Raw genomic sequence first — 21,308 nt, 5'->3', positions numbered from 1 at the left:
GACAACCATGAAAAAATATCTGCTCGAAATACTGATGTTCAGTGCCTACGCACTGTTCGCTGCCTCCTGGGTCAGCGGCGCCATTCTGACGCCGGACATCCAGTCCTCTTTTGGCGAGGAGGGCTTCGCCAATGCCACTTGGGGTAGCAACGTGATTACCCTGGCAAAAGTCGCGGGCAACCTGGCGGCGGCAATGCTGCTGGTGCGACTCGGTGCCAAGCGCGCCTTTACCCTCGCCATGGTCTTGATCGCCGTCGGCGGGCTTGGAGCCCTGGCGGGCGACTACAATGGCTGGCTGCTGTCGCGGCTGGCGCTGGGCCTTGGCGGCGCGCTGGCGATTGTCTATTTCAACCCGGTGGTGCTGCACTATTTCTCTGCCGCAGAGCGGCCGCTAATCAACGGTATCAACGCGGCCGCCTTCAATACCGGTAATCTGCTCGCGTTGCTGTCTACCGGCGCGCTGACCGCGTGGCTCGGCAACTGGCAGTCGGTGGTGGCGCTCTACGGCGTGATGCTGGTTGCGCTGGCGGTATTGTGGTGGCTATCCGCGGAAGATTTCTCCCTGTCCGGCGGTGGCAACAGGCCGGCGGAAAAGTACGGTCTGCTTGAAGGCATGCGCGAAGCCTTTAACTGGTGGTTGCCGCTGGCCTATTGCGGTGTGCTTTTCTGCTATATCGCCGTGTTTGCACTGTTCCCGCTGATTGACGGTTTTGCCGTGGCCAGCAATCACCTGTCCGCAGTGATGATTGCCGCGGGCATGGTGGGTACTGCCGCGGGCATTGTTGTCACCAAACGCTATCCGCTGCGCCTGCCGGTGCTGCGCTACGCTGGACTGGCACTGGTGATTTTCGCCGCGCTGATGCTGGTCAGCCGCAATCCGTTCATCGCCTATGCCGCAGCGGCGCTGGCCGGTTTCTTTATGTTCCTGCCGATGACCGCACTGGTGACCCTGCCGCAGGAACTGCCGGGAATGACTCCAGCGCGGATTACGGTGACCTTCGCCATGTTCTGGTCTATCTCCTACACCGTTGAAACCGCATTGATGTACGGCGCCGGCGTACTCGCCGACAGCAGTGGCCAGCCGGCGATGGCTGCCTATTTCGCCGTGGCCTGTTCTGCATCGCTGTTCCTGGTTTCATTTGTATTGCCGGAAAGCGGCAGAAAAGCAACAGTAACGGAGGCCGACAATGGCACAGAAAGCGCGACAGCTTAATCCGCAACTGGCCGAGTGGTTGCAGGCCGTCAATGCCCAGGTGGCGCAGTTGAAGGCGGCGGGTTTCGAGCCGACACCGATTACCGCGCGGGAAAGTCTCGCCAACCTGACGCGCACTTTCGTCGAGCCGGGGCCGGACATGGCCGTCTGCGAAACCCTGGTGCACGGTGGCGAGTACGCGGTTCCGGTAAGGATTTACCGGCCGGAAAACATCGAGCCGGGCCCGGCGATCATCTACTGTCACGGCGGTGGTCATATGGCTGGCAGTGTCAGCGTGTACGATCCGATCTGCCGGCGGCTGGCGGAAGCTTGCGGGCGCACGCTGGTCTCGCTGGAATATCGACTCGCCCCGGAAAACCCCTACCCCGCCGGCCTCAACGACCTGATGAGTGTGGTGCGCGGGCTCGGTGCGGCGCTGGATAAAAAGCAGGTAGCGCACGACAACCGCTGGATCCTGATGGGGGATTCCGGCGGTGGCGCCCTCTGTGCCAGCGCCAGTCGGCTGCTGCAGCACCGCCCACACAACTTAGCCCAGGGCGCTGAGAGTTCTATCGCCGCACAGGTGCTGATCTACCCCAGTCTCGACTACACGATGCTGCAACCGTCCATCGAGGAAAACGGTAGCGGTTACCTGCTCGAGAAAGAAAAAATCCTCTGGTACTTCGATAATTATTTCCAGAACGCGGAAAACCCGTGGCAGGCATCACCACTGCACGGTGAGTTCACTGCGAAACTGCCGGCATCATTGGTGATTACCGCGGAGTTCTGCGCGCTACGGGACGAGGGCCTGGCCTATGTGGAAAAATTGCGCGGTGCAGGTGTCGACGTAGAGGCGCTGCATTTCGACGATATGATTCACGCGTTCGTCAATCTGGAAAAGCTGGTGCCCGAAGCCTGCGCGAAGTTTTACCGCCACGTAGGCGAGTACGTACGCGGTATCCGCTGATTCAAATTGGGAGTTGGGATGGCGGCGTCTTCCCGCCTCCCATCCGCAAATGAGAGATGGAAATGTCGCAGAGTGTGCGGGTCAGGACAATTGGGTCAGCGACTGTGCTTTGCGGATCAGCTGCTTGCGGTCGCGCAGCTCCAGCTTGCGCAGAATGGCCGTTACATGACTTTTTACCGTGGGTTCGGTGATGTCCAGTTCGTAGGCGATCTGCTTGTTGAGCATGCCCTGCGCGATCATCTGGAAAATACGCAGCTGCTGTGTAGTCAGTCGCGACAGCCGCTCGGCCAGGGATACCTCTTCCGCTTCCGCCATTGCCTCCGGATTGAACCACTGCCCACCGGCAAAAATACTTTCGATACACTCGACGATCTCATCGGGCCGGGCGGTTTTCGACAGGAAGCCGCTGGCCCCAAAGCCCGCCGCCTGCTGGACCACCGGATTTTTGTCGCTGCCGGAGACCACGACGACCGGGACCGCCGGAAAATCGTTGCGGATCTGTGCGAGGCCGTTGAAGCCCTCGCTGCCGGGCATATTCAGGTCGAGCAGGAGGAGGTCGATATCGGTATCCCGGAGGTGCGCGAGAGTGGATTGCAGGTCTTCACTCTGCAATAGCTCGCAATCCGGGAACTGGCGCGACAGCGTGGTGACTAGCGCGTCGCGGTAGAGGGGATGGTCATCAGCAATCAGCAATCGGTAATTCACGTCACACCCGATACATTGTTTTTATAGGGTGTGGAAGATACTACTGTGCGGTCCAGCCTCCGTCCACCGGCATTGTTGTGCCGGTGATGGTGCTGGCAAAGTCGCCACACAGGTAGAGCGCCAGGGCCCCGATGGCCTCCGGGCTGGTGGCCTTGACCATCGGCTGCTTGGCGCCGATCAATTGTGCCTGCGCGGCGTCCAGGTCGATCTCCTGTTCCTGCGCAATGGATTCAATCTGCGGCTGAATCAGCGGTGTCTCCACCCAGCCGGGGCAGATGGCATTGGCGGTCACGCCGCAGTTGGCATTTTCCAGTGCCAGCACCTTGGTGAGGCCCACCAGGCCGTGTTTCGCGGCGCAGTAGGCAGCCTTGTGCTCCGAGGCTACCAGGCCGTGCACCGATGCGATATTCACGATGCGCCCCCAGTTGTCGGCGCGCATGGCCGGCAACAGGTCGCGGGAGAGATAAAACGCGGCGCTGAGATTGATGGCGATGATTTTCTGCCACTGCTCGTCGGGGAATTCATGTGCCGGTGCCGTGTACTGCACGCCAGCATTATTGACCAGTACTCCCGGATTACCCAGCGCCTCGCGGGTTTCGGTAACTAACTGTGCGCAGCCGGCTTCGCTGGCGATATCGGCGTTACTGAAACCGCAATTCACCCCATAGTCCGCGCGAAACTGTTGCAGCAGGCTCTGTCCCTCTTCGGCAGAGACCAGTCCATGCAGCATGACCGGATAGCCTTCCCCGGCCATGGTGTGGGCGATAGCGAGTCCGATTCCGCTGGTGGAGCCGGTGATTAGAACTGGTTTATTTTTATTCCGCTGCACTGAAAAACTCCCGCGGCTGTCTGGAGCATAGGCTAACCGCCGGTGCGGCGGGTACCGATGCCATCCTGCTTAAGTTGGTAAAAATCTTAACAGCGGTGCGGGAGGGGGTCTGTATGACCAAGGTATGAGAGCAGCGCTTCCGGCATCAGCGCCGGCCGCGCTGGAGCTGCTGTCCACGCTCGCGGCCCTGTCCGTCGCCGCGCAGGTGATAACTTCCGGGATGGCGCTGCACTCTGTACCGGTGATGCCCACTTTGCGGAGGGCGACTGCCGCGCAGCCGTTGGCGGGAATGTATGTTCTGCCTGCCGCGTGCCCGCGGCTGGCCTTGCAATGGGTACACCCTGCCCGCCCGGTGCTCGCTGCCGGATCGGTACACTCTGCCAATGTGCCGGTTGTCGTGCGCTCGAAGTCCCCCGTTTATCCGTTGCCGGTTGCCATCCAGTCTTCGACCATCTATTCGATAGCTGCGGTGCGCGCGACCGGTGCTACGGTAAACCTGTTGCGGGCGATGGTGGCGATAGGAGTAATGACCGCGGTAAGGACGGTAGCGCTTGTAGGGGTGGTAGCGGTGGAGTCGACCGTAATAGCGGTTCGGGTAATAGGGGTAATAATAGGGCAGGTAGTATTCCCGAGTGGAGTAATAGAGGTAGCTGCCGCCGGACGGATAAACATAGGGAAGCGCGTCTTCGGCGTAACCACCGCGGTTGTACGTGCTTCCTGTGGATGGATAGTAATAGGGCCCGGAGGAGAGCTGGCCGGCCGGGAGCGGAGTGGCCGCATAGTAATAGTTGCCGCTCGCGCAGGCACCCAAAACAATTGTGGTGAGAACTACTGCGAGCATTCCGCCTCGCCTGAAAATGCTATTCATCATTTGGCTTCCGCTCGACGCGATATCGCAGTAACCCTACCTGCTGGCTGCGGTGCCAGTTGCGACGGGACTTGGTGGGAGTGCGACCAGGGCCTCAGTATCCGGGGCCGGTGCGAGGACCGGCCCCAGGCTCAGAGTTGCCTAACGGCGGCGTCCATGGACATGGCCACTGGAGGGGCGATGATAGCTGCCGCTGGGACGGTGATAGCTCGGGCGGCCGGGACGATAACCGGGGCGATTGTAATAGCGGTGGCCGCGGTAATAGTTGTGTCCGCGATAGCGATAGTGGCCGCGGTAGTAGGGCCGGCCATAATAGCGATGGTAACGATAATAGCGCGGCGATGAGTAGTAGAGGGAAATACTACTGGACGGATAGTAATAGGGAGAATAGTAGCCGTTGGAGTAGTAGCTACCACCGTAGTAGCCGTCTGTTGCACAGGCACCGAGGGTCAGTGCCGTGCACACCGTGACGGCTATCAGCCCGGTTTTGATGACTCTCTTCATAACGCAATCTCCTAATTTGGGAAAAACCCGTTGGTTACGGCATTCCCTGCGGCACCGCTGTGTCGCTCGCCAGTCGATTGGTTGTCGGCTCGATCTGAAAGATTGTAATAATCCGAAGTTGCATCAGCGCGGTCGTGGGCGCGGCGGCGGTGCTGCCGGTAACGGATACGGTCGCGCGCTGGGTGGTCGATAGTGTGAACGGGGCGAACGGTAGTAGCCGCGCGTGTAGTAGCTGGTGTCGCGGGCGTTGTGACACACCCCGTTGGGATGGCAGTGGTAGTAGCGGCTGTTGGCGCGTTGATAAAGATATGCGCTGGAATGGTCCGAACTACCGGTCACCGTGCCCGTGTCAGTGCAGGCCGGTAAGGACAGCGATGCTGCCGACACCAGCGCGTAGCCGGCACTGGAAAGCAGCAGCTTCCGGGGCAGCAATTTCATTTAGACCTCCGCACCGGGTGGCGGGTAAAACGTCTATTAATCAGCCTAGCAGGCCTGGCGCAAATTTCCTCGCAAAATTCCTCAAGGTGTCCTGAATTTGCACATCAATGAAGTGAACACGATAGTGTGGGGGGACGCAGGAAAGAAGAGTCGGAGCGATTCAATCCGTAAGCAGTGAGGTTGTATGGTTGCCGGAATTAAACGCGGTTTTCCGTGCTCAGGCCATTAAGGTGCGAATATCTTTTGCGACCATCGTTCAGCAGGGCCCGTTGCCTATCCAGATAGTTAAATCCCGTCAGGTGCAGGCGGCTGGCGTGGTGCCGGAATGGCTTGCCGTGGGCGGGCAGAAATATCGCGGCCCCGGTAAGCGGGGCCGCGATGAAGGACGGTCAGGCAATACTCGGTAACAGCTGTTCTGCCGCAAAGTGATTGTATTGACCGCCGGCCAGCAATTGCTTGGCCTCTTCAATGTCCGGCGCGAAGTAGCGGTCCTTGTCGTAGAACGGCACGCGCTCGCGCAGTGCGGCCTTGGCTGTTTCCAGTTTTTCCGTGGTTTTCAGCGGGGCGCGGAAGTCCAGGCCCTGACAGGCGGCCAGCAATTCCACGGCGAGAATGCCGCAGGTGTTGTCGGCCATATCGCGCAGGCGGCGGCCGGCGAAAGTGGCCATGGACACATGGTCTTCCTGGTTGGCGGAAGTCGGCAGGGAATCCACACTGGCCGGGTGGGCCAGGGATTTGTTTTCACTGGCCAGTGCCGCGCCGGTGACCTGGGCAATCATAAAGCCGGAGTTCACCCCGCCGTTGTCGACCAGGAACGGCGGCAGGCCGGACAGGTTGGAATCGATCAGCAGGGCCATGCGGCGCTCGGACAGCGCGCCGATTTCCGCCAGAGCCAGCGCCAGGTTGTCGGCCACCATCGCCACCGGTTCCGCGTGGAAGTTGCCACCGGAAATGATGTCGGAGTTGGCCGGATCCTGTTCGTCGGTAAACACCAGCGGGTTGTCGGAAACGCCGTTGGCTTCCGCCAGCAGTACTTCGGAGGCGAAGCGGATCTGCTGCAGGCAGGCGCCCATGACCTGCGGCTGGCAGCGCAGGGAATAGGGATCCTGCACCTTTTCGCAGTTTTCGTGCGACTCGCCGATTTCACTTTTCTCACCCAGCAGGTCGCGGAAAATACCCGCTACGTCGCGCTGGGCCTGTTGGCCGCGCACCGCGTGGATGCGATCGTCGAACGGGCGGCGCGAGCCCTTGGCCGCTTCCAGTGTCAGTGCACCGGTGACCAGGCCGCCGGCGAACAGATCTTCTGCGGCGAACAGTCCCAGCAAGGCAAAGGCGGTGGAAGCCTGGGTGCCGTTCAGCAGTGCCAAGCCTTCCTTCGGTGCCAGCGTGATGGGTTCCAGCCCGGCTCTCTTCAGGCCCTCCGCAGCTGCTTTGCGCTTGCCGTCAATAAAGCACTCGCCCTCGCCCAGCAGCACCACGCTCATATGTGCCAGCGGTGCCAGGTCGCCGGAGGCGCCCACGGAGCCCTTTTCCGGAATCGCCGGGAATACGCCGGCATTGACCAGTTTGATCAGCGCCTCGATCACCTGCGGGCGCACTCCGGAAAAACCGCGGGACAAAGAGTTGATCTTCAACACCATCAGCAGGCGCACGGTAGCCTCATCCATGAAGTTGCCGGTACCGGCGGCGTGGCTCAGTACGATGGCGCGCTGCAGGGTTTCCAGGTCTTTCTTTTCAATGCGGGTGTTGGCCAGCAGGCCGAAACCGGTATTGATGCCGTATACGGTGCGGCCCTGCTCCAGTACTTCCGCTACGGTTCTGGCGGAAGCCTCGATGGCCGGGTAGGCGTCTTTGGCGAGGCTCAGTTGTACTGGCTCACGGGCAACACGACGCAGTTGTTCCATGCTCAGTTGGCCGGGGGTGATTTCCAGTTTGTACATAAAATTATTCACCGAAAATAAATTCTTAAGTTCAGATCGGAAGTCGTTTCACGACGTAGCGAGCGGGTGGCTGGGGGTATTCGCCGGAGCGCAATAAGCGCAACGTACTGGTAGTACGTGAGCATTATGAGCACCGCCGAATACTGCCAGGCGCACGCGCAGTAGTCGTGGGACGGCTTCCATTAGTCCTTCAGCATCGGCAGGTCCAGCCCCTGCTCCTTCGCGCATTTCTTGGCGATGTCGTAACCCGCATCCGCGTGACGCATTACGCCGGTGGCCGGGTCGTTCCACAGTACGCGGCCGATGCGCTTGCCGGCGGCCTCGGTGCCGTCACAGACGATGACCACGCCGGAGTGCTGGGAGAAGCCCATGCCGACGCCACCGCCGTGGTGCAGGGACACCCAGGTCGCGCCGGAGGCGGTGTTCAGCAGCGCGTTCAGCAGCGGCCAGTCGGATACTGCGTCACTGCCGTCCAGCATGGATTCGGTTTCGCGGTTGGGGCTGGCCACGGAGCCGGAATCGAGGTGATCGCGGCCGATCACGACCGGCGCTTCCAGCTCGCCGTTGGCGACCATTTCGTTGAACGCCTGCGCCAGGCGCGCGCGGTCCTTCAGGCCGACCCAGCAGATACGCGCCGGCAGGCCCTGGAACTGGATGCGCTCGCGGGCCATATCCAGCCAGTTGTGCAGCTGGGGATTGTCCGGAATCAGTTCCTTAACCTTGGCGTCGGTCTTGTAGATATCTTCCGGGTTGCCGGACAGTGCTGCCCAGCGGAACGGGCCGATGCCCTCGCAGAACAGCGGGCGGATGTAGGCGGGCACAAAGCCGGGGAAATCGAATGCGTTCTCGACGCCTTCCTCGAAGGCCATCTGGCGGATATTGTTGCCGTAGTCGAGGGTCGCCGCGCCGTGTGCCTGCAGGTCCAGCATTGCCTGTACCTGGATGGCCATGGATTTTTTCGCTTCCTTGACCACCAGCGCTTCGTCGGCCTTGCGCATCTCGGCGGCCTGCTCCATGGTCCAGCCTTTCGGCAGGTAGCCGTTCAACGGGTCGTGGGCGGAGGTCTGGTCGGTGACGACGTCCGGCTGGATGCCGCGCTCGACGATTTCCGGGAAGACGTCGGCGGCATTGCCGAGCAGGCCGACGGAAACGGCTTCGCCTTTTTCCATCGCTTCGTTAATCATCGCCAGCGCTTCGTCGAGGCTGGTGGCTTTCTTGTCCACATAACCGGTGCGCAGGCGGAAGTCGATACGGGTTTCGTCGCACTCCACTGCAATCATGCAGAAGCCGGCCATGGTGGCCGCCAGGGGCTGGGCGCCGCCCATACCGCCGAGGCCGCCGGTCAGGATCCACTTGCCCTTGGCAACGCCGTCGAAGTGCTTGCGCGCTACCGCGGCGAAGGTCTCGTAGGTGCCCTGCACGATGCCCTGGGAACCGATGTAGATCCAGGAGCCGGCGGTCATCTGGCCGTACATGGCCAGGCCTTTTTTATCCAGCTCGTTGAAGTGTTCCCAGTTGGCCCAGTGGGGGACCAGGTTGGAGTTGGCGATCAGTACGCGCGGCGCGTCGGCGTGGGTCTTGAACACACCGACGGGCTTGCCGGACTGGACCAACAACGTTTCGTCCTCTTCGAGGCGCTTCAGGACTTCAACGATCTTGTCGTAGCACTCCCAGTCGCGCGCGGCGCGGCCGATACCGCCGTAAACCACCAGGTCTTCCGGGCGTTCGGCGACGTCGGGATGCAGGTTGTTCATCAGCATGCGCAGCGGCGCTTCGGTGAGCCAGCTCTTGGCGTTCAGGGTGGTGCCGGTAGGCGCGGCAATCTTGCGGCTGGGATCGTGGCGTTTATCGGTCATGGTTACCTCGCAGAAGTTTTTTCTTCAAAGCGTTCAAATAATTTAGGCAGGTGCGCCAGCGGTCGCGCCTGCCGGTGAAAATCGTTAAAAACGGAGTTGTGCACCGAGCCGGTAGCGCTTACCCGGGTGTACCAGGCGTGCAAAACTCACCGTGCCGGCACTGCTTTTGGTGCGCCGCCAGATCTGCAGGCAGGCGCTGTTCGGCTCGATATTCAGTGCTGCGGCCACGTCGGGCTCGGCCGCGATCGCCTCAACGGTAGTGTCGGCCTCGGTCAACGGTGCGACCCGGGACAGGTAGGCGTTCGGTGTCGTGGTACTGAAGTCCTGCTGCAGGTAGTCCGGCGCCAGCGACGGATTGGTAAAGCGCTCTTCCCACTGGATCGGCAGCTCGTTGTCCCGGTGCACGATGATCGAATGGAACACGCGTGCCTCTTCCGGCATGGCCAGAGCGCGCGCCACCTCTGCCGGCGCGGCGACTTCCTCCAGTTGTAGGATTTCGCTGCTATAACTGTGACCGCGGGCGGAAACTTCGTCGGCGATATTGCGGATTTCCAGCAGTGAGCCCGCCGGCACCGGTTCGGCCACGAAGGTACCGAGCCCCTGGGAGCGCATCAGCACGCCCTCGTCGGTCAGCTCGGACAGCGCGCGGCGCGCGGTCATGCGACTGACGCCGAAATCCTGCGCCAGCTGGTTCTCTGACGGCACCTGGAAGTGCACCGGCCAGTTGCCGGACTCTATCTGCTGGCGGATATGGCGCTTGATGGCGGCGTAACGGGGTTCATTCGTCATAGCTGAGGGCTTTTTACCCGGCGCTGAGGGCTCTTTGCCAGCCGCTGAGGGCTCTTTGTCAGCCGCTGAGGGCTCTCTTGCAGTATTCATAGACTCAGGTACAGTGCTGTCCTTACTTGTATATGGTTGTATATACAAGATCGTGGCTACTATGGTGGCCCAGCCCAAAAGAGTCAAGCCCGCCGGCCCCCGGGCCCCGGTATTTGCAAAACCGCTCGCCCCCAAGGGCAGAGCGACTATGGTTAGAAAAGGAAAACCGCGCCGCCCGGATGCCTACAAGCGCCCTGTGCGAGAAAGCTGGTAAAAAAGAGAGCCTATGACAGAACGCTGCGACCTGCTGATTACCAACGTCAATGCCGCCACCATGGATCCGTCCATTCCTGGTGGTTATGGCGCCGTGGAAGATGCCGCTATTGCCGTGACCGGCGGCAAGATCGTGTGGCTCGGGCCGCGCCAGGAACTACCGGAAGCCGCCGCCGACCAGATGGTGGATGGCGAAGGCCAGTGGCTGACGCCGGGCCTGATCGATTGCCACACCCACTTGGTTTACGGCGGTCACCGGGCGTCCGAATTTGCCCGCCGACTCGGCGGTGAAAGCTACGAAGAGGTGGCTCGCTCCGGCGGTGGCATCCTGTCGACTGTGCGCGCTACCCGCGCAGCCACTGCCGAACAGCTGTATCGCGCCGCCGAACCGCGCCTGCGCGCGCTTCTTTCCGAGGGTGTCACCACACTGGAAGTGAAATCCGGTTACGGGCTCGACCTCGACACCGAACTGAAGCAGCTGCGCACTGCGCGCCGGCTGGCCCAGCACTACCCGGTGGAAATCACCACCACCTGTCTGGCGGCCCACGCGCTGCCGCCTGAATACGACGGCCGTCCGGACGAATATATCGACCTGGTGTGTGAGCAGATACTGCCCGCCGTAGCCAGGGAACAGCTGGCCGATGCTGTGGATATGTTCTGCGAATCCATCGCCTTTTCCGTGGACCAGTGCCAGCGTGTGATCGACTGTGCGAGGAAATTCGACCTGCCGGTAAAAGTGCACGCGGAACAGCTCGCCCACACCGGCGCGACCGCCATGGCGGCAAAGGCCAGCGCACTGTCCGTGGACCATATCGAATACATTACCGATGGCGATGTGGCGGCGATGGCCGATAGCGGCACCGTTGCGGTACTGCTGCCCGGCGCCTTCTACACACTGCGGGAAACCCGCGTCCCGCCGGTGGACAAGCTGCGCGCCTCCGGTGTTTCCATGGCGCTGTCCACCGACCTGAATCCCGGCAGCTGCCCCATGGCCTCGCTGCGTCTGATGATGAACATGGGCTGCAACCTGTTCGGCCTGACGCCGGCGGAAGCGCTGGCCGGGGTGACGCGTTCCGCAGCGCGCGCACTGGGCTTGTGCTGTTCCCGCGGCGTACTGCGCCCGGGGCTGCGCGCCGACATGGTGCTGTGGCCGATGGATACTCCCGATCAGCTGGCTTACGAAGTGGGCGCGCTGAAACCGGCGCAGATTTTCTTCGCCGGTAACACAGTAGGAGGCAGAAATGTTACAGCTGGCTGATATGCGCCTGTGGAGTGGCCGCACCGATAGTGAAGACGGCAAAGCCGGCGAGCGCTGGCACCAGCGCATTACTCCGCTGCAGCTCGACAGTGCCCCCGGGCTCGCGATCCTCGGCTTTTCCTCCGATGAGGGGGTGCGCCGTAACAAGGGGCGTATCGGTGCCGCCAAGGGGCCGCGTATCCTGCGCCTGGCCATGGCCAATCTGCCCGCCACTTTTGACGCGCCGATATACGATGCCGGCAACGTGAAGGTGGAAAAGGAAGATCTCGAGTCCGGCCAGTCCCTGCTGGGTGCGCGCATTACCGAACTGTTGAGCGGCGGCCACTTCCCGCTGGTGCTGGGCGGCGGCCACGAGATCGCCTACGGTAGCTACCAGGGCATTGCCCGCTGGATGCGCGAACTGCACCGGGACAAAACTCTCGGCATCATCAATTTTGATGCGCATCTGGATCTGCGCATCCCGAATCCCAAGGGTTCATCCGGCACACCCTTTTACCAGATCGCCGAACAGTGCGAGATCAACGGCCGCGACTTTCACTACCTGTGCGTCGGTGCCGCCGATAACGCCAACACACCGGCGCTGTACAACCGTGCCGATGAACTGGGTGCGCAGGTAATTCGGGACCGCGAGATCACGCCGTGGAATCTGGACCGGGTAAAGCAGCAGATGCGCGAATATATCGACGGAGTGGATTTCGTCTACCTGACCGTATGCCTGGACGTATTTCCGGCCGCCGTAATGCCGGCCGTCAGCGCCCCCGCCGGGCGCGGTGTGCCGCTGGAACTGTTTGAACCAATGCTCGATACCGTGCTGGAGTCCGGCAAGGTCTGCATGGCGGATATCGCCGAGTTCAACCCCTACTTCGATATCGAGGATCACGCGGCGCGCACGGCGGCGCGGGTGGCCTTTCAGATTGCCAATGGCGCCACGGCGGCCCGCCAGATATAACTCTTTGGCGGTGTGATTTCAGCATATAAATGCTTAGGGGCAGGGCGGGATGCTCTGTGCCCTACGGCGTAGATGCGCTGGGCAACTATAAATACGTTGCGGTAATTATGGCGATGCGCTGCGAACAGGTCAGAACCGTTTTTCAGTATCATCTGAACGGTCGCGGTCTGGGAATTGTCTCCATAGCCCCTCCCGGCAACGTTTAATCAATTTCCGCGCGAAGGCTTGGCGAGCTGATGAACAGTGCGGTGCATCTGCCACAGTATCGGTCTAAAAATCCCGTCGCACGGTCAGACGACCGAATTCGGGTGGGCTGAGCTGACCCTCGAATTCCCGAGTACCCAGGTAGCGGGCAAATGCGAAGCGCCATTTGCCATAGTCGGCGGCGATGCCCGCTCCAACACCGGCACGCAGAGGCCGGCGGTCAACACTGTGACTGTCTTTCCAGGTATTGCCATCCAGGGTGATATCCTGCACCACCGCTGCAAGGTCCAGAATCACAAACCCGTGCATTTTCCACTGTGGGGAGAAATTGTGGCTGGGCTCAGGGGCGGGCCCCGTCGCCGCTTGCAGTAGTGGTGCGCTGCCGAAGTTGTCCGGTAGTGTCGGGCCGAAGCGCCACTCGACGCCGGCATTGGCGCCGGTTTGGAGGTTACCGAGGCTGCCGCCGCCGTGCAGAACCAGGTCCTGTTGCCAGCGGTCGTGCCCGGTGCGCACCAGCGAATAGCGAGAAAACCATTCCGAATGCAGGCGGAATACCGGTTCGTCCGCAAGCTGATTGTCCCAGCCGTGGAACCGGTCAGAGCCCACCAATTTGTGCACTCCCCGCTGTATTTCCGCGGCTCGAGCCGAGGGCCCGACCATACCCAGGTAGAGACTGGTGCTGTGCATCGTGTCTGCGTCGCGGCCGTTGTATTGCAGTCCCAATAAGAAAACACCTGCATAGGGCTGGTCGTCCGCGATGATATCGCGCCGCCGCCAGTCGCCCGGCGTGTAAATGTCGTGGCTGATAGTGACGCTCATGTTGTAGTCCCGGTATCCCTGCGGTCGCAGCCAGCCGGTCCAGTGGTTGATACTTCGGTAACCCGTGGGTAGCCGGGTATCCTGCCAGTCGTCCACGGTCTGCGAAAGAAAACCGATTTCCACCCCGTTTGAGTAGCCGCGGTCACTGCCGGCGAAGAGGTCGTTGTCGACGCGAAGAATGATCGCCTGCAGGGAAGCATCGTACTCCGCTGCCGCTTTCTGCTCGCTGGCGGATGCCGGTGTAGTGAGGAATATTACCGTCGCGACCAGCATCAGCAGGGCAGGCCACTGAAGGATTAAAAAATGTTTTAAGGTGGAAAATAGTCTGTGGGAGTTTCGGTGCTGCCGCGTGGCCACCGTCGATTTACTGCGTGGATTCATGCCGCTGTTCCAAATACCTCTGAAGCGGAAATCTCCGCGGCGTCTCTAGTGTGCGGGCGCCATTCGGATCGGCACTATTGTGTAACTACGCGCCACCGATGGCGTAATCGGAATCTCCACGAAACTTGCCGTTTCCTGCACTTTTACCTTAGGTATCAGATTTTAATAACCAGCGGTTACTGGAACTGGGAGATGAGAAATAAGGGTTGGCCAGCGGACAGCGGCGGTGGACTAAGGGTCGATCAAGATGGGCGTGCCGACTGCAACCAGATTCATGAATTCATCCATCTCCCGGTTGGTCAGCGCGATACAGCCGCTGGTCCAGTTGAATCGTTGCATGATCGGTGCGAGCCAGCCCAAGCGGTTGCGCTGCCCATGCACCATGACGAATCCACCGGGGGACACGCCCAGCTTGGCCGCATTCCTTTTGTCTTCTTCATTGGGATAGGAGATGTGCATCGATCGATAAAAGGCCGAGTCCTCCTTTTTATAATCCAGCACATAGCGCCCTTCCGGCGTTTTCTGATCGCCTTCCTGCTGCTTGTGCCCCTCCGGACTCCTTCCAAATACGACATGGTAGGACTTAACGACCTGCTCACCATCTAGCAGATACATCCGGTTCTTCGACTTGGCCACTCTGACCAGGTCGACGTTGGCTATAGCAGGGCTGGATAAAATCATCAGTAGCAGGGTGATTCCTTTCGCAGCATGTAATAGCTGAGATATGAATGACTTGGCGAAAAAGTGAAACGCTGAAAGCCGGTGCAGATTCACTACAGGCAACCGCGCTAACTGCCCAGTGAGAAAAAGATCCCTACAGAAAGCTCGGCCCAAACGGTGAGAAAGCCCACTAAAATAATGACTGCCAGAGGGGCTAAATACCTTGAAGGGATCTTTCTGGCCAGAATAACGAACAGGCCGCCTGAAAGCATGATCAGGGTGCCCATCGCTATAAAATCAATGGCCATCCAGTGAACCTCCGTAGTGACTTGCATGGCTATTAGAGGGGCCAGCAGTAGTAAGCAGGTTCCGAGGCCCATCCAGGCGAATATACTATTTTTCTTAAGTCGTTCTCTCACGGATACATTCCCTGTAGCTTAAAGTCCGTAGAGGTTTGAAGAATCAGGGCGGATTCAATCCAATTGCTATCTGAGTCTTCACTTGGCTCCGTTCATGATGTCAATCATGGATGATTCCACTTCACTCGCAATCGCAGCCAGTGCTGGGTCGCTGGATAATGCGCTCAGCATTTCAGCCGGCTTTATATAGCCAATCTTCACCGCCCCCTGTTCCGTGTAGACGGAAATTCTGCAAGGTAAGGCCATATTCAGTCGTACATCAATCGCCAACACTTTCGCCGCTTGCTGGGGATTGCAAACTTCAAAAACCCTGCATTCTTCGCCGTAGTCGATGCCTTTACTTCTCAGTGTCTCGCCGAGGTCGTGGATATGCAGAACACCAAAACCATTGTTCTTCACCGCCGCCTCAAGATCATTAGAGGCAACTTCGAATGATTTTTTGCTTTCGATAATGCTGTACATATTTCTTCTCCTGGCTATGGTTTTTCAGTTCACGTGGCGCGTAAATTAAGCCACTTCGTGAGGAGGTTTCGGCTTGAATGATCAGGCAGAAACCGAAGTTGATGCAAGTAGCTGCCATGCAATCGCCACCTGAGCGAAAAATCCAACTGCGAAAGCCAAGGTACGGAGCCACGGAATCGCGAAAGTATACGCAATGGCATGTACCACTCGGGACCAGAAATAGACAACGCATGCGCTAACGGTTGTCGAATTGCTGATGCCGGAGAACTGCGCGATCAGAACCAGAGTTGCAAAGACCACCAGGTTCTCGACGGCATTGGAATGCGCCTTTATCAAACGGACGGCCCAAGGTGACTGGGGCTTGGGATTGGCGGGATATCCGACGGCGTCGGATAAGCCCCAGACAGCAATCCGATCCAGAATGTACGGTACCCATAGTACTGCCGTAAAAGCGGTAACGAGCGTCAAGTAAAGAAGTTCACTGTTCATAACTCTGATCCTTTAGATGAACGGGGTGCGGATGGCTGCACTTATTAAGCGGCACCTTTATCAAGTGCCTCTTCGTGTAGCTTCAGAGCCTTGGCAGCTAAAATGGCTCGTTTCATGGTCGATGACAAGCACATTTTAGAAATATCAATTTCATATAGGTAATCTGCTATAGCCGATTCGGAGTAGCCATTCTTTATGAGTTTTCGGACACCCGCTACGTAGCCCCGGTATTCACCGCGACCCCAAATCTCATTATTAACCCCAATTGGATCCCAAATGTAGTAGGGAACCTCATCGACTCTACGCTCAAGTCAATCGCTTTCAATTCATTTCATTGGAGACTTCTCTTAACGTCGAGGGAACGTCGGGCAATCGTTTCGCCCGAGGTGCTTTTGAACGGCTCCACGCGGTTCTCCGTTGGAGCCGTGGAGGGGCTGAGTGGATTTGATGCGGCGTCCGATGTTGATCTGCCGATTGGATGGCGTCTCCTGATCAGTCCGGCTTGATGTTCTGATTCATCCTGAAGAGGTTCGTGGGGTCGAATTTCTTTTTGAGCTCCAGCAGACGCGTGTAGGTCGGGCCGTAGGCCGACTCGATGCGATCGGTTTCGTCCTGCGTGAGGAAGTTAATATAGGCGCCGCCGCTGGCGAAAGGTTTTGATTTGGCAAAGAAATCGCGCGCCCAGGCAATACAGCGCTGGTCATCATCTGCCGAATCCCATCGTATGTGCACGTTTAGAACATAGTTGGCGTCCCGGCTCGAGTAGGCCATCGCTTCGGGAGCGGGGCGGCATGTAGCACCGCCAATTGAGGCAATAAAGATCTCGGACTGGGGTGACGGCAGCTTGCCAGAGTATTCGACTGCGGTGTCAATCGCTCCGTCGCTGAGCTGCGTGAAGTTATGTGACTTCCAGTAGTTGCGTGCTCCCGGGGTAAGGAGTGGATCGAAAGCTTGCTGCCAGGCGCAGAATGGCTCCACGCCAATGTGCTCGCCATGAGCCGTGCCGAACTCCCGTAGCGGCTCGATGAGCTTCTCGCCTTCGGTTGGATCCCCCGTATAACACAGTGCCAGGATAACGACTGTCTGCCCGTGGACCGCCTCCGGTAGGAACGGTAGTGGGGGCGCCATCCGAGCCACCATCCAGATGCTGAGCTCTTCCGGCGCCGTCTCGGTGAAGCGGGCGAATTGCGTGATTACCGACTTCGCCTGGTCGAATGGGAATACGATCAGCCCGCTCAGCACATCCGGTCCGACGGGGTGGAGTTGGAACTCGAACTGGGTGACGATGCCGAAGTTTCCGCCGCCCCCGCGCAGTCCCCAGAACAGGTCAGCATTTTCCGTCTCGCTGGCGCGCAACTGACGGCCATCCGCGGTGACGACATTCGCGGACAGCAGGTTATCGACGGTCATGCCGTATTTGCGACTCAACCAGCCGAAGCCGCCACCAAGCGTCAGGCCGGCTACGCCGGTGGTCGAGTTGATGCCAACTGGAGTGGCGAGGCCATGCTTCTGGGTCGCGGCATCGAGATCAGCGAGGGTGCAGCCGGGTTCGACTGTCGCGCGTCGCGACTTTGGGTCCACCTGGACCTGCTTCAAGAGCGAGAGATCGATCATGAGGCCTTCGTCGCAGATGGCGTTGCCGGCAATATTGTGTCCGCCGCCACGAACCGAAACGAGCAGTTCATTCTCGCGGGCGAGGTTGACCGCTTTGACGACATCGTCAGCCGAGGTGCAGCGGGCGATCATTCCGGGTTTGCGGTCTATCATGGCGTTCCAAATCTGACGTACCTCGTCATAGGCCGGGTCGTCGGGCAAAAGCACATCGCCATCGAATTGATTTTTGAAGTCGTCGATCTCTGTTTGTTTCAGGGCTTTCATGCGAGTTGCCTTTCATATTTGCAGAATGCAAGTGAACGCTCGGTTTAGGAACGGCTGTAGTACAGCGTAAGTCGTCCCAGCCGCATTTTCAGCGGCGACTACAGCCGCTTGATATGTTTCAACCTTCTGACCTTTTAAAGCGCCAATACAGATCGGTTGTAATTAATGGAAGTAGTGCGCCGCTATGGCCACGGCACGTTGAGAAATCAATACTTCGCCAGCAAACATGGAAATGGGTAATGACGTCTCAATCACTTTGAATATAGCCACTATCACCACTAGCGAGCCGAACAGTGATTTAATCGAGCCAGTTATTTTCAATCGAATCGAAATTACTACGCTAACCATTATTGCGAACGAAACTATGCCTATTCTTGCGCCTGTTCCATTAGGACTTGCGAAATCATTTGCCGTCTGGCTCCCACGTCGACCGGTGCGCTAAGTACAATGCGGTATCTACTGCGAAAAGGAGAAGGGATGCCAGTCTGCCGACAATCGATTTATTGATAGTCAAATCCTCTGACATTGAGAATTAGCGATGATTACTGCTCAGGTTGCTACGTGCAGGCGCACATCCGTATTGTTGCGGGTGGGGTTGGAGTAGGGGCATATCTGGTGCGCTTTAGCACCAGTCTTTTGCGCCCGACTGCTCCGGTCCGGGCAAAGTGACGTAGAGATCGATATCCGGGCCCAAGCCGATGCCAGAAGGCTACCAAACCTCGACCAAAATGAGCTGTTGGCCGTCAACTGCAGTGTCTTCTTGGATGGCCGGCGTTCTGAAGGTGTTTGGTCTCTGAGGTCCAGAGAGTTCGCAGTATCTCGTGTGCGGAGGCGGAAGATGAGGGCCCAAGCCCAATCTGGCTTAACGACTCGCGCCTGCCCCCGCTGAGACCGCCCTTGCGAGAGTACGAGTCTACTTTCCGGGTCTCCCGAGGGCGAAGCTCCGCAGGAGCTCCTTGGTCATCGGCCTCAGGTTTTCGATCCCCTCGTAGGGCATGCCGTATGTCGGCGGCCGATCCGGGTATTTCCGCTTGTAGGCTGGGTGGCGCTTGACCATGTTGGCGAACTGGCCGACCGCACAGAGTCCGTACTTGATCGAGTCAGCGGGGCGCTCTTCGCGCAGATCGCGGTAGAGGTCGAATAACTTCGCTGCGATCGGATTCGTGCCTGGCGAATCCGCTCACTAGGATGATGGAGCAAAGTATCCTCCAGCGCATTTTCAATTTCGCTTCGATCATTGAGTGGAATTTTATACATGAAATTAGCCAGCTCTACTCCAGATGCCCGCAGCTGTTCCATCTCGGATTTATTTAAATCCCCTTCGCTAACCAAAACTGGATAGTTTGCCGACTTAATTATCGATTCAAGCTCCAGATATCGGTTCCTTGCGATTGCAAATATGACCATTTTTAACGCCGATGTTCAGCGGCCGGTTTGGAGTGCAACGGAAAGCCGGTCCGGTGGAGGCCCGCCAGGGCCGGAACGAACTGCAACTACTTGTTATGAGCCAGACTGAACCTCTCTCACGTAGCTCGAAAATTCCGGAAATGCTTCAAACTCCGTTTGCAAACCAACCCACGCCCGCTTATAAAGCTTGCTTCGCAATGCTCGATTGATTTCTCCCTGCCAAATCAACCAAATATCTTTGTTGAGGTATCCCCGTTTCCAGAGATAGAACTCTTCCGAACATAGGTTCAGGTACCGAAGAATGCATTGTTTTAGTTCCTGATTTTCCTCAGGTAAAGGCTCACTATCTAAATTAAGATCAGTTATCCGTCCTTGGTATGACTGCATTATCTGGTCATATCGACTTGTATACTCTAGAAACAACTGCGCATTCATTTGCCGCCTATAAGTGTAGACAGCCCAAAATATAGAAATCGATGTGAACAAGAGACCTGCGAACGTAAGCATATATTCCTAAAATATCCGTAAAGCTCATAACAGTGTATTAGGCGGCGAAGTGTCGTGTTTAAATGCGACACTTTGTCGCCTATCCCCGAAACTTTAAATTGAACAATATCTGATCTGCGCAAATAAGGCGCCGTAAATTCAATTGTTTATATCGGATTATCGATAGTGTGTATAGCGTCTAAATACGCAATGGTGTCGTATATCCCCGGAATTTCTTGGTTCAAACGCGACAGTTGAGGGCAAGATTTATATCGAACGGAATTACAGGTTGGAAGCGGGATGGCTGCTGCAAATTTACGGAGTGTGGATCTTGCCTCGGAGCGTCTTGCGGCCCTGTCATGCGGGCAGAAGCGCGGGAGTGGCAGTGAGCAGAAACCGCTAAGCAGCGGATTTACGATTAGTGTTTTTTTATTTCTCAGGGCGAAAAAAAAAGGCCCCTAGCGGGGCCTTGGATGGATGGTGTTAACGGAGATGGTGTTTCAGCGCTGTCCCCGCCTGATCCAGCGAATCCTGAACGGCCGCCACTTTACTCAGCGGATTCAGTAGTCCGAAGTCGTGAATCATGCCGTTGTAGCGTACGGCGGTGACGGTTACGCCTGCGTCGTTGAGCTTGCGTGCATAGGCCTCGCCTTCATCGCGCAACACATCTTTTTCCGCGGTCTGTATCAGAGCCGGCGGCAGTCCCTTGAGTTGTGCGTTAGTGGCGCGCAGGGGGGACGCATAGATCTCAGCCCGCTGTTTGGGATCGGTGGTGTAATTATCCCAGAACCACTTCATCATGTTGCGCGTAAGGAAGTGCCCTTCGGCAAATTCCCGGTAGGAGGCAGTGCTGAAGTTGGCGTCGGTCACTGGCCACAGCAGCAGCTGGAAGCGGATTTTCGGCGTGCCCTTTTCCTTTGCCATTAAGGCGACTACCGCCGCCATATTACCGCCGACGCTGTTGCCCGCCACTGCCAGGCGCGAGCCATCCACACCGATTTCCTTGCCGTGTTCTGCCACCCATTTTGTCGCAGCGTAGGCCTGGTTGATCGCGGTCGGGTAGTGGGCTTCCGGCGATGGCGTGTAGTCGACATAGACTGCCGCCGCACCGGAGCGATTGACCAGATCGCGGATCAGGCGTTCGTGGGTCGGGTAGTCGCCCAGTACCCAGCCACCGCCGTGGAAAAACATAAATGCCGGCAGTGTTTCTCTGGTGCCCTTTGGCTTAACAATGGTGAGCTGCAGGGGCTTACCGTCAGCCTGGATGGTTTTTTCCGATACCTCCGCTGGCGGTAATTGGGCGCCCTGCTGGGCGCCCGTCAACACTGCGCGGGCATCGGCTGGTGACAACTGTTCGAGCGGTTTGCCGCCGCCCTGCTCCAGCGCTTCGAGGAACTGTTGCGTGTGCTGTTCCACTCCCGGGGAGCCAGCGCCGAAGGCGACGGCAGTATCCAGGGCAAAGAACAGGGACAACAGCAGCTTGGATACAGATGGCTTTTTCATGA

19 protein-coding genes are annotated in these 21,308 nt (G+C 58.4%); 4 read left to right on the top strand and 15 right to left on the bottom strand.

All coding sequences use genetic code 11. The features are described from left to right. The first annotated feature begins 7 nt into the window (after window positions 1-7). The gene (locus IG168_RS05790; protein ID WP_193162772.1) at window positions 8-1,213 is read left to right on the top strand and encodes an MFS transporter; all 1,206 of its coding nucleotides are present in this window, start codon (window positions 8-10) and stop codon (window positions 1,211-1,213) included. Then, window positions 1,188-2,159, top strand: a complete 972-nt coding sequence (locus tag IG168_RS05785) for an alpha/beta hydrolase (protein WP_193162770.1) — start codon at window positions 1,188-1,190, stop codon at window positions 2,157-2,159. Before IG168_RS05790 ends, IG168_RS05785 begins: the two co-directional genes overlap by 26 nt. Window positions 2,160-2,240: 81 nt before the next feature. On the opposite strand, the gene IG168_RS05780 is transcribed toward IG168_RS05785, so the two are convergent. The 8 genes from IG168_RS05780 to hutC all read right to left on the bottom strand — a co-directional run bounded on the left by IG168_RS05780 (window position 2,241) and on the right by hutC (window position 10,088). Next, window positions 2,241-2,852, bottom strand: a complete 612-nt coding sequence (locus IG168_RS05780) for a response regulator (RefSeq protein WP_193162768.1) — start codon at window positions 2,850-2,852, stop codon at window positions 2,241-2,243. A 52-nt stretch (window positions 2,853-2,904) separates the two neighbouring features. Then, the gene (locus IG168_RS05775; RefSeq protein ID WP_193162766.1) at window positions 2,905-3,693 is read right to left on the bottom strand and encodes a 3-hydroxybutyrate dehydrogenase; all 789 of its coding nucleotides are present in this window, start codon (window positions 3,691-3,693) and stop codon (window positions 2,905-2,907) included. Between the two features lie 145 nt (window positions 3,694-3,838). Further along, window positions 3,839-4,534, bottom strand: coding sequence for a hypothetical protein (locus IG168_RS05770; protein ID WP_193162764.1), 696 nt, complete (start codon window positions 4,532-4,534; stop codon window positions 3,839-3,841). Between the two features lie 168 nt (window positions 4,535-4,702). Further along, entirely contained in the window at window positions 4,703-5,065 is a 363-nt protein-coding gene (locus IG168_RS05765; RefSeq protein WP_193162762.1) for a hypothetical protein, read from the bottom strand. Between the two features lie 123 nt (window positions 5,066-5,188). Further along, window positions 5,189-5,503 carry a hypothetical protein gene (locus IG168_RS05760; RefSeq protein WP_193162760.1) on the bottom strand — a complete coding sequence of 105 codons (315 nt, stop codon included), beginning with the start codon at window positions 5,501-5,503 and terminating at the stop codon, window positions 5,189-5,191. A gap of 389 nt (window positions 5,504-5,892) precedes the next feature. Beyond that, window positions 5,893-7,443, bottom strand: coding sequence for a histidine ammonia-lyase (gene hutH, locus IG168_RS05755; protein WP_193162758.1), 1,551 nt, complete (start codon window positions 7,441-7,443; stop codon window positions 5,893-5,895). Window positions 7,444-7,625: 182 nt separating this feature from the next. Then, the gene (hutU, locus tag IG168_RS05750; protein ID WP_193162755.1) at window positions 7,626-9,299 is read right to left on the bottom strand and encodes a urocanate hydratase; all 1,674 of its coding nucleotides are present in this window, start codon (window positions 9,297-9,299) and stop codon (window positions 7,626-7,628) included. Between the two features lie 84 nt (window positions 9,300-9,383). Then, entirely contained in the window at window positions 9,384-10,088 is a 705-nt protein-coding gene (gene hutC / locus IG168_RS05745) for a histidine utilization repressor (protein WP_193162753.1), read from the bottom strand. A 316-nt stretch (window positions 10,089-10,404) separates the two neighbouring features. On the opposite strand from hutC, the gene hutI reads away from it, so the two are divergent. Then, window positions 10,405-11,649, top strand: coding sequence for an imidazolonepropionase (hutI, locus tag IG168_RS05740; protein ID WP_193162751.1), 1,245 nt, complete (start codon window positions 10,405-10,407; stop codon window positions 11,647-11,649). Further along, the gene (gene hutG, locus IG168_RS05735) at window positions 11,633-12,598 is read left to right on the top strand and encodes a formimidoylglutamase (RefSeq protein WP_193162749.1); all 966 of its coding nucleotides are present in this window, start codon (window positions 11,633-11,635) and stop codon (window positions 12,596-12,598) included. The genes hutI and hutG overlap by 17 nt, the downstream gene beginning before the upstream one ends. 270 nt (window positions 12,599-12,868) lie before the next feature. On the opposite strand, the gene IG168_RS05730 is transcribed toward hutG, so the two are convergent. From IG168_RS05730 to IG168_RS05700, 7 genes are all read right to left on the bottom strand, one after another. Further along, window positions 12,869-13,894 carry a lipid A deacylase LpxR family protein gene (locus IG168_RS05730; RefSeq protein ID WP_193162747.1) on the bottom strand — a complete coding sequence of 342 codons (1,026 nt, stop codon included), beginning with the start codon at window positions 13,892-13,894 and terminating at the stop codon, window positions 12,869-12,871. A 339-nt stretch (window positions 13,895-14,233) separates the two neighbouring features. After that, complete coding sequence (locus IG168_RS05725) at window positions 14,234-14,683, bottom strand: L,D-transpeptidase family protein (RefSeq protein WP_193162745.1); 450 nt, start codon at window positions 14,681-14,683, stop codon at window positions 14,234-14,236. Between the two features lie 107 nt (window positions 14,684-14,790). Next, window positions 14,791-14,970, bottom strand: a complete 180-nt coding sequence (locus IG168_RS05720; RefSeq protein WP_226876567.1) for a hypothetical protein — start codon at window positions 14,968-14,970, stop codon at window positions 14,791-14,793. 189 nt (window positions 14,971-15,159) lie between these two features. Then, window positions 15,160-15,543 carry a DUF302 domain-containing protein gene (locus IG168_RS05715; RefSeq protein WP_193162743.1) on the bottom strand — a complete coding sequence of 128 codons (384 nt, stop codon included), beginning with the start codon at window positions 15,541-15,543 and terminating at the stop codon, window positions 15,160-15,162. An 81-nt stretch (window positions 15,544-15,624) separates the two neighbouring features. Continuing rightward, window positions 15,625-16,032, bottom strand: a complete 408-nt coding sequence (locus tag IG168_RS05710; protein WP_193162741.1) for an MAPEG family protein — start codon at window positions 16,030-16,032, stop codon at window positions 15,625-15,627. 492 nt (window positions 16,033-16,524) lie between these two features. After that, window positions 16,525-17,910, bottom strand: a complete 1,386-nt coding sequence (locus tag IG168_RS05705) for an FAD-binding oxidoreductase (protein ID WP_193162739.1) — start codon at window positions 17,908-17,910, stop codon at window positions 16,525-16,527. 2,376 nt (window positions 17,911-20,286) lie between these two features. Beyond that, on the bottom strand, window positions 20,287-21,306 hold the full coding sequence (locus IG168_RS05700; RefSeq protein ID WP_193162737.1) for an alpha/beta hydrolase: 1,020 nt from the start codon (window positions 21,304-21,306) through the stop codon (window positions 20,287-20,289). Window positions 21,307-21,308: the final 2 nt, after the last annotated feature.

The organism is Microbulbifer hainanensis (assembly GCF_014904735.1).
In the GTDB taxonomy this organism is placed as follows: Bacteria; Pseudomonadota; Gammaproteobacteria; order Pseudomonadales; family Cellvibrionaceae; genus Microbulbifer; species Microbulbifer hainanensis.
This window is presented reverse-complemented; position numbering and strand designations above follow the sequence as displayed.

Excerpts from the sequence above, each read along its gene's own strand:
- IG168_RS05790 (WP_193162772.1), top strand. The coding sequence starts at position 8 with ATGAAAAAATATCTGCTCGAAATACTGATGTTCAGTGCCTACGCACTG.
- IG168_RS05785 (WP_193162770.1), top strand. The coding sequence starts at position 1,188 with ATGGCACAGAAAGCGCGACAGCTTAATCCGCAACTGGCCGAGTGGTTG.
- IG168_RS05770 (WP_193162764.1), bottom strand. The coding sequence starts at position 4,534 with ATGCTCGCAGTAGTTCTCACCACAATTGTTTTGGGTGCCTGCGCGAGC.
- IG168_RS05765 (WP_193162762.1), bottom strand. The coding sequence starts at position 5,065 with ATGAAGAGAGTCATCAAAACCGGGCTGATAGCCGTCACGGTGTGCACG.
- IG168_RS05760 (WP_193162760.1), bottom strand. The coding sequence starts at position 5,503 with ATGAAATTGCTGCCCCGGAAGCTGCTGCTTTCCAGTGCCGGCTACGCG.
- hutH (WP_193162758.1), bottom strand. The coding sequence starts at position 7,443 with ATGTACAAACTGGAAATCACCCCCGGCCAACTGAGCATGGAACAACTG.
- hutU (WP_193162755.1), bottom strand. The coding sequence starts at position 9,299 with ATGACCGATAAACGCCACGATCCCAGCCGCAAGATTGCCGCGCCTACC.
- hutC (WP_193162753.1), bottom strand. The coding sequence starts at position 10,088 with ATGACGAATGAACCCCGTTACGCCGCCATCAAGCGCCATATCCGCCAG.
- hutI (WP_193162751.1), top strand. The coding sequence starts at position 10,405 with ATGACAGAACGCTGCGACCTGCTGATTACCAACGTCAATGCCGCCACC.
- hutG (WP_193162749.1), top strand. The coding sequence starts at position 11,633 with ATGTTACAGCTGGCTGATATGCGCCTGTGGAGTGGCCGCACCGATAGT.
- IG168_RS05730 (WP_193162747.1), bottom strand. The coding sequence starts at position 13,894 with ATGCTGGTCGCGACGGTAATATTCCTCACTACACCGGCATCCGCCAGC.
- IG168_RS05725 (WP_193162745.1), bottom strand. The coding sequence starts at position 14,683 with ATGATTTTATCCAGCCCTGCTATAGCCAACGTCGACCTGGTCAGAGTG.
- IG168_RS05720 (WP_226876567.1), bottom strand. The coding sequence starts at position 14,970 with ATGGCCATTGATTTTATAGCGATGGGCACCCTGATCATGCTTTCAGGC.
- IG168_RS05715 (WP_193162743.1), bottom strand. The coding sequence starts at position 15,543 with ATGTACAGCATTATCGAAAGCAAAAAATCATTCGAAGTTGCCTCTAAT.
- IG168_RS05710 (WP_193162741.1), bottom strand. The coding sequence starts at position 16,032 with ATGAACAGTGAACTTCTTTACTTGACGCTCGTTACCGCTTTTACGGCA.
- IG168_RS05705 (WP_193162739.1), bottom strand. The coding sequence starts at position 17,910 with ATGAAAGCCCTGAAACAAACAGAGATCGACGACTTCAAAAATCAATTC.
- IG168_RS05700 (WP_193162737.1), bottom strand. The coding sequence starts at position 21,306 with ATGAAAAAGCCATCTGTATCCAAGCTGCTGTTGTCCCTGTTCTTTGCC.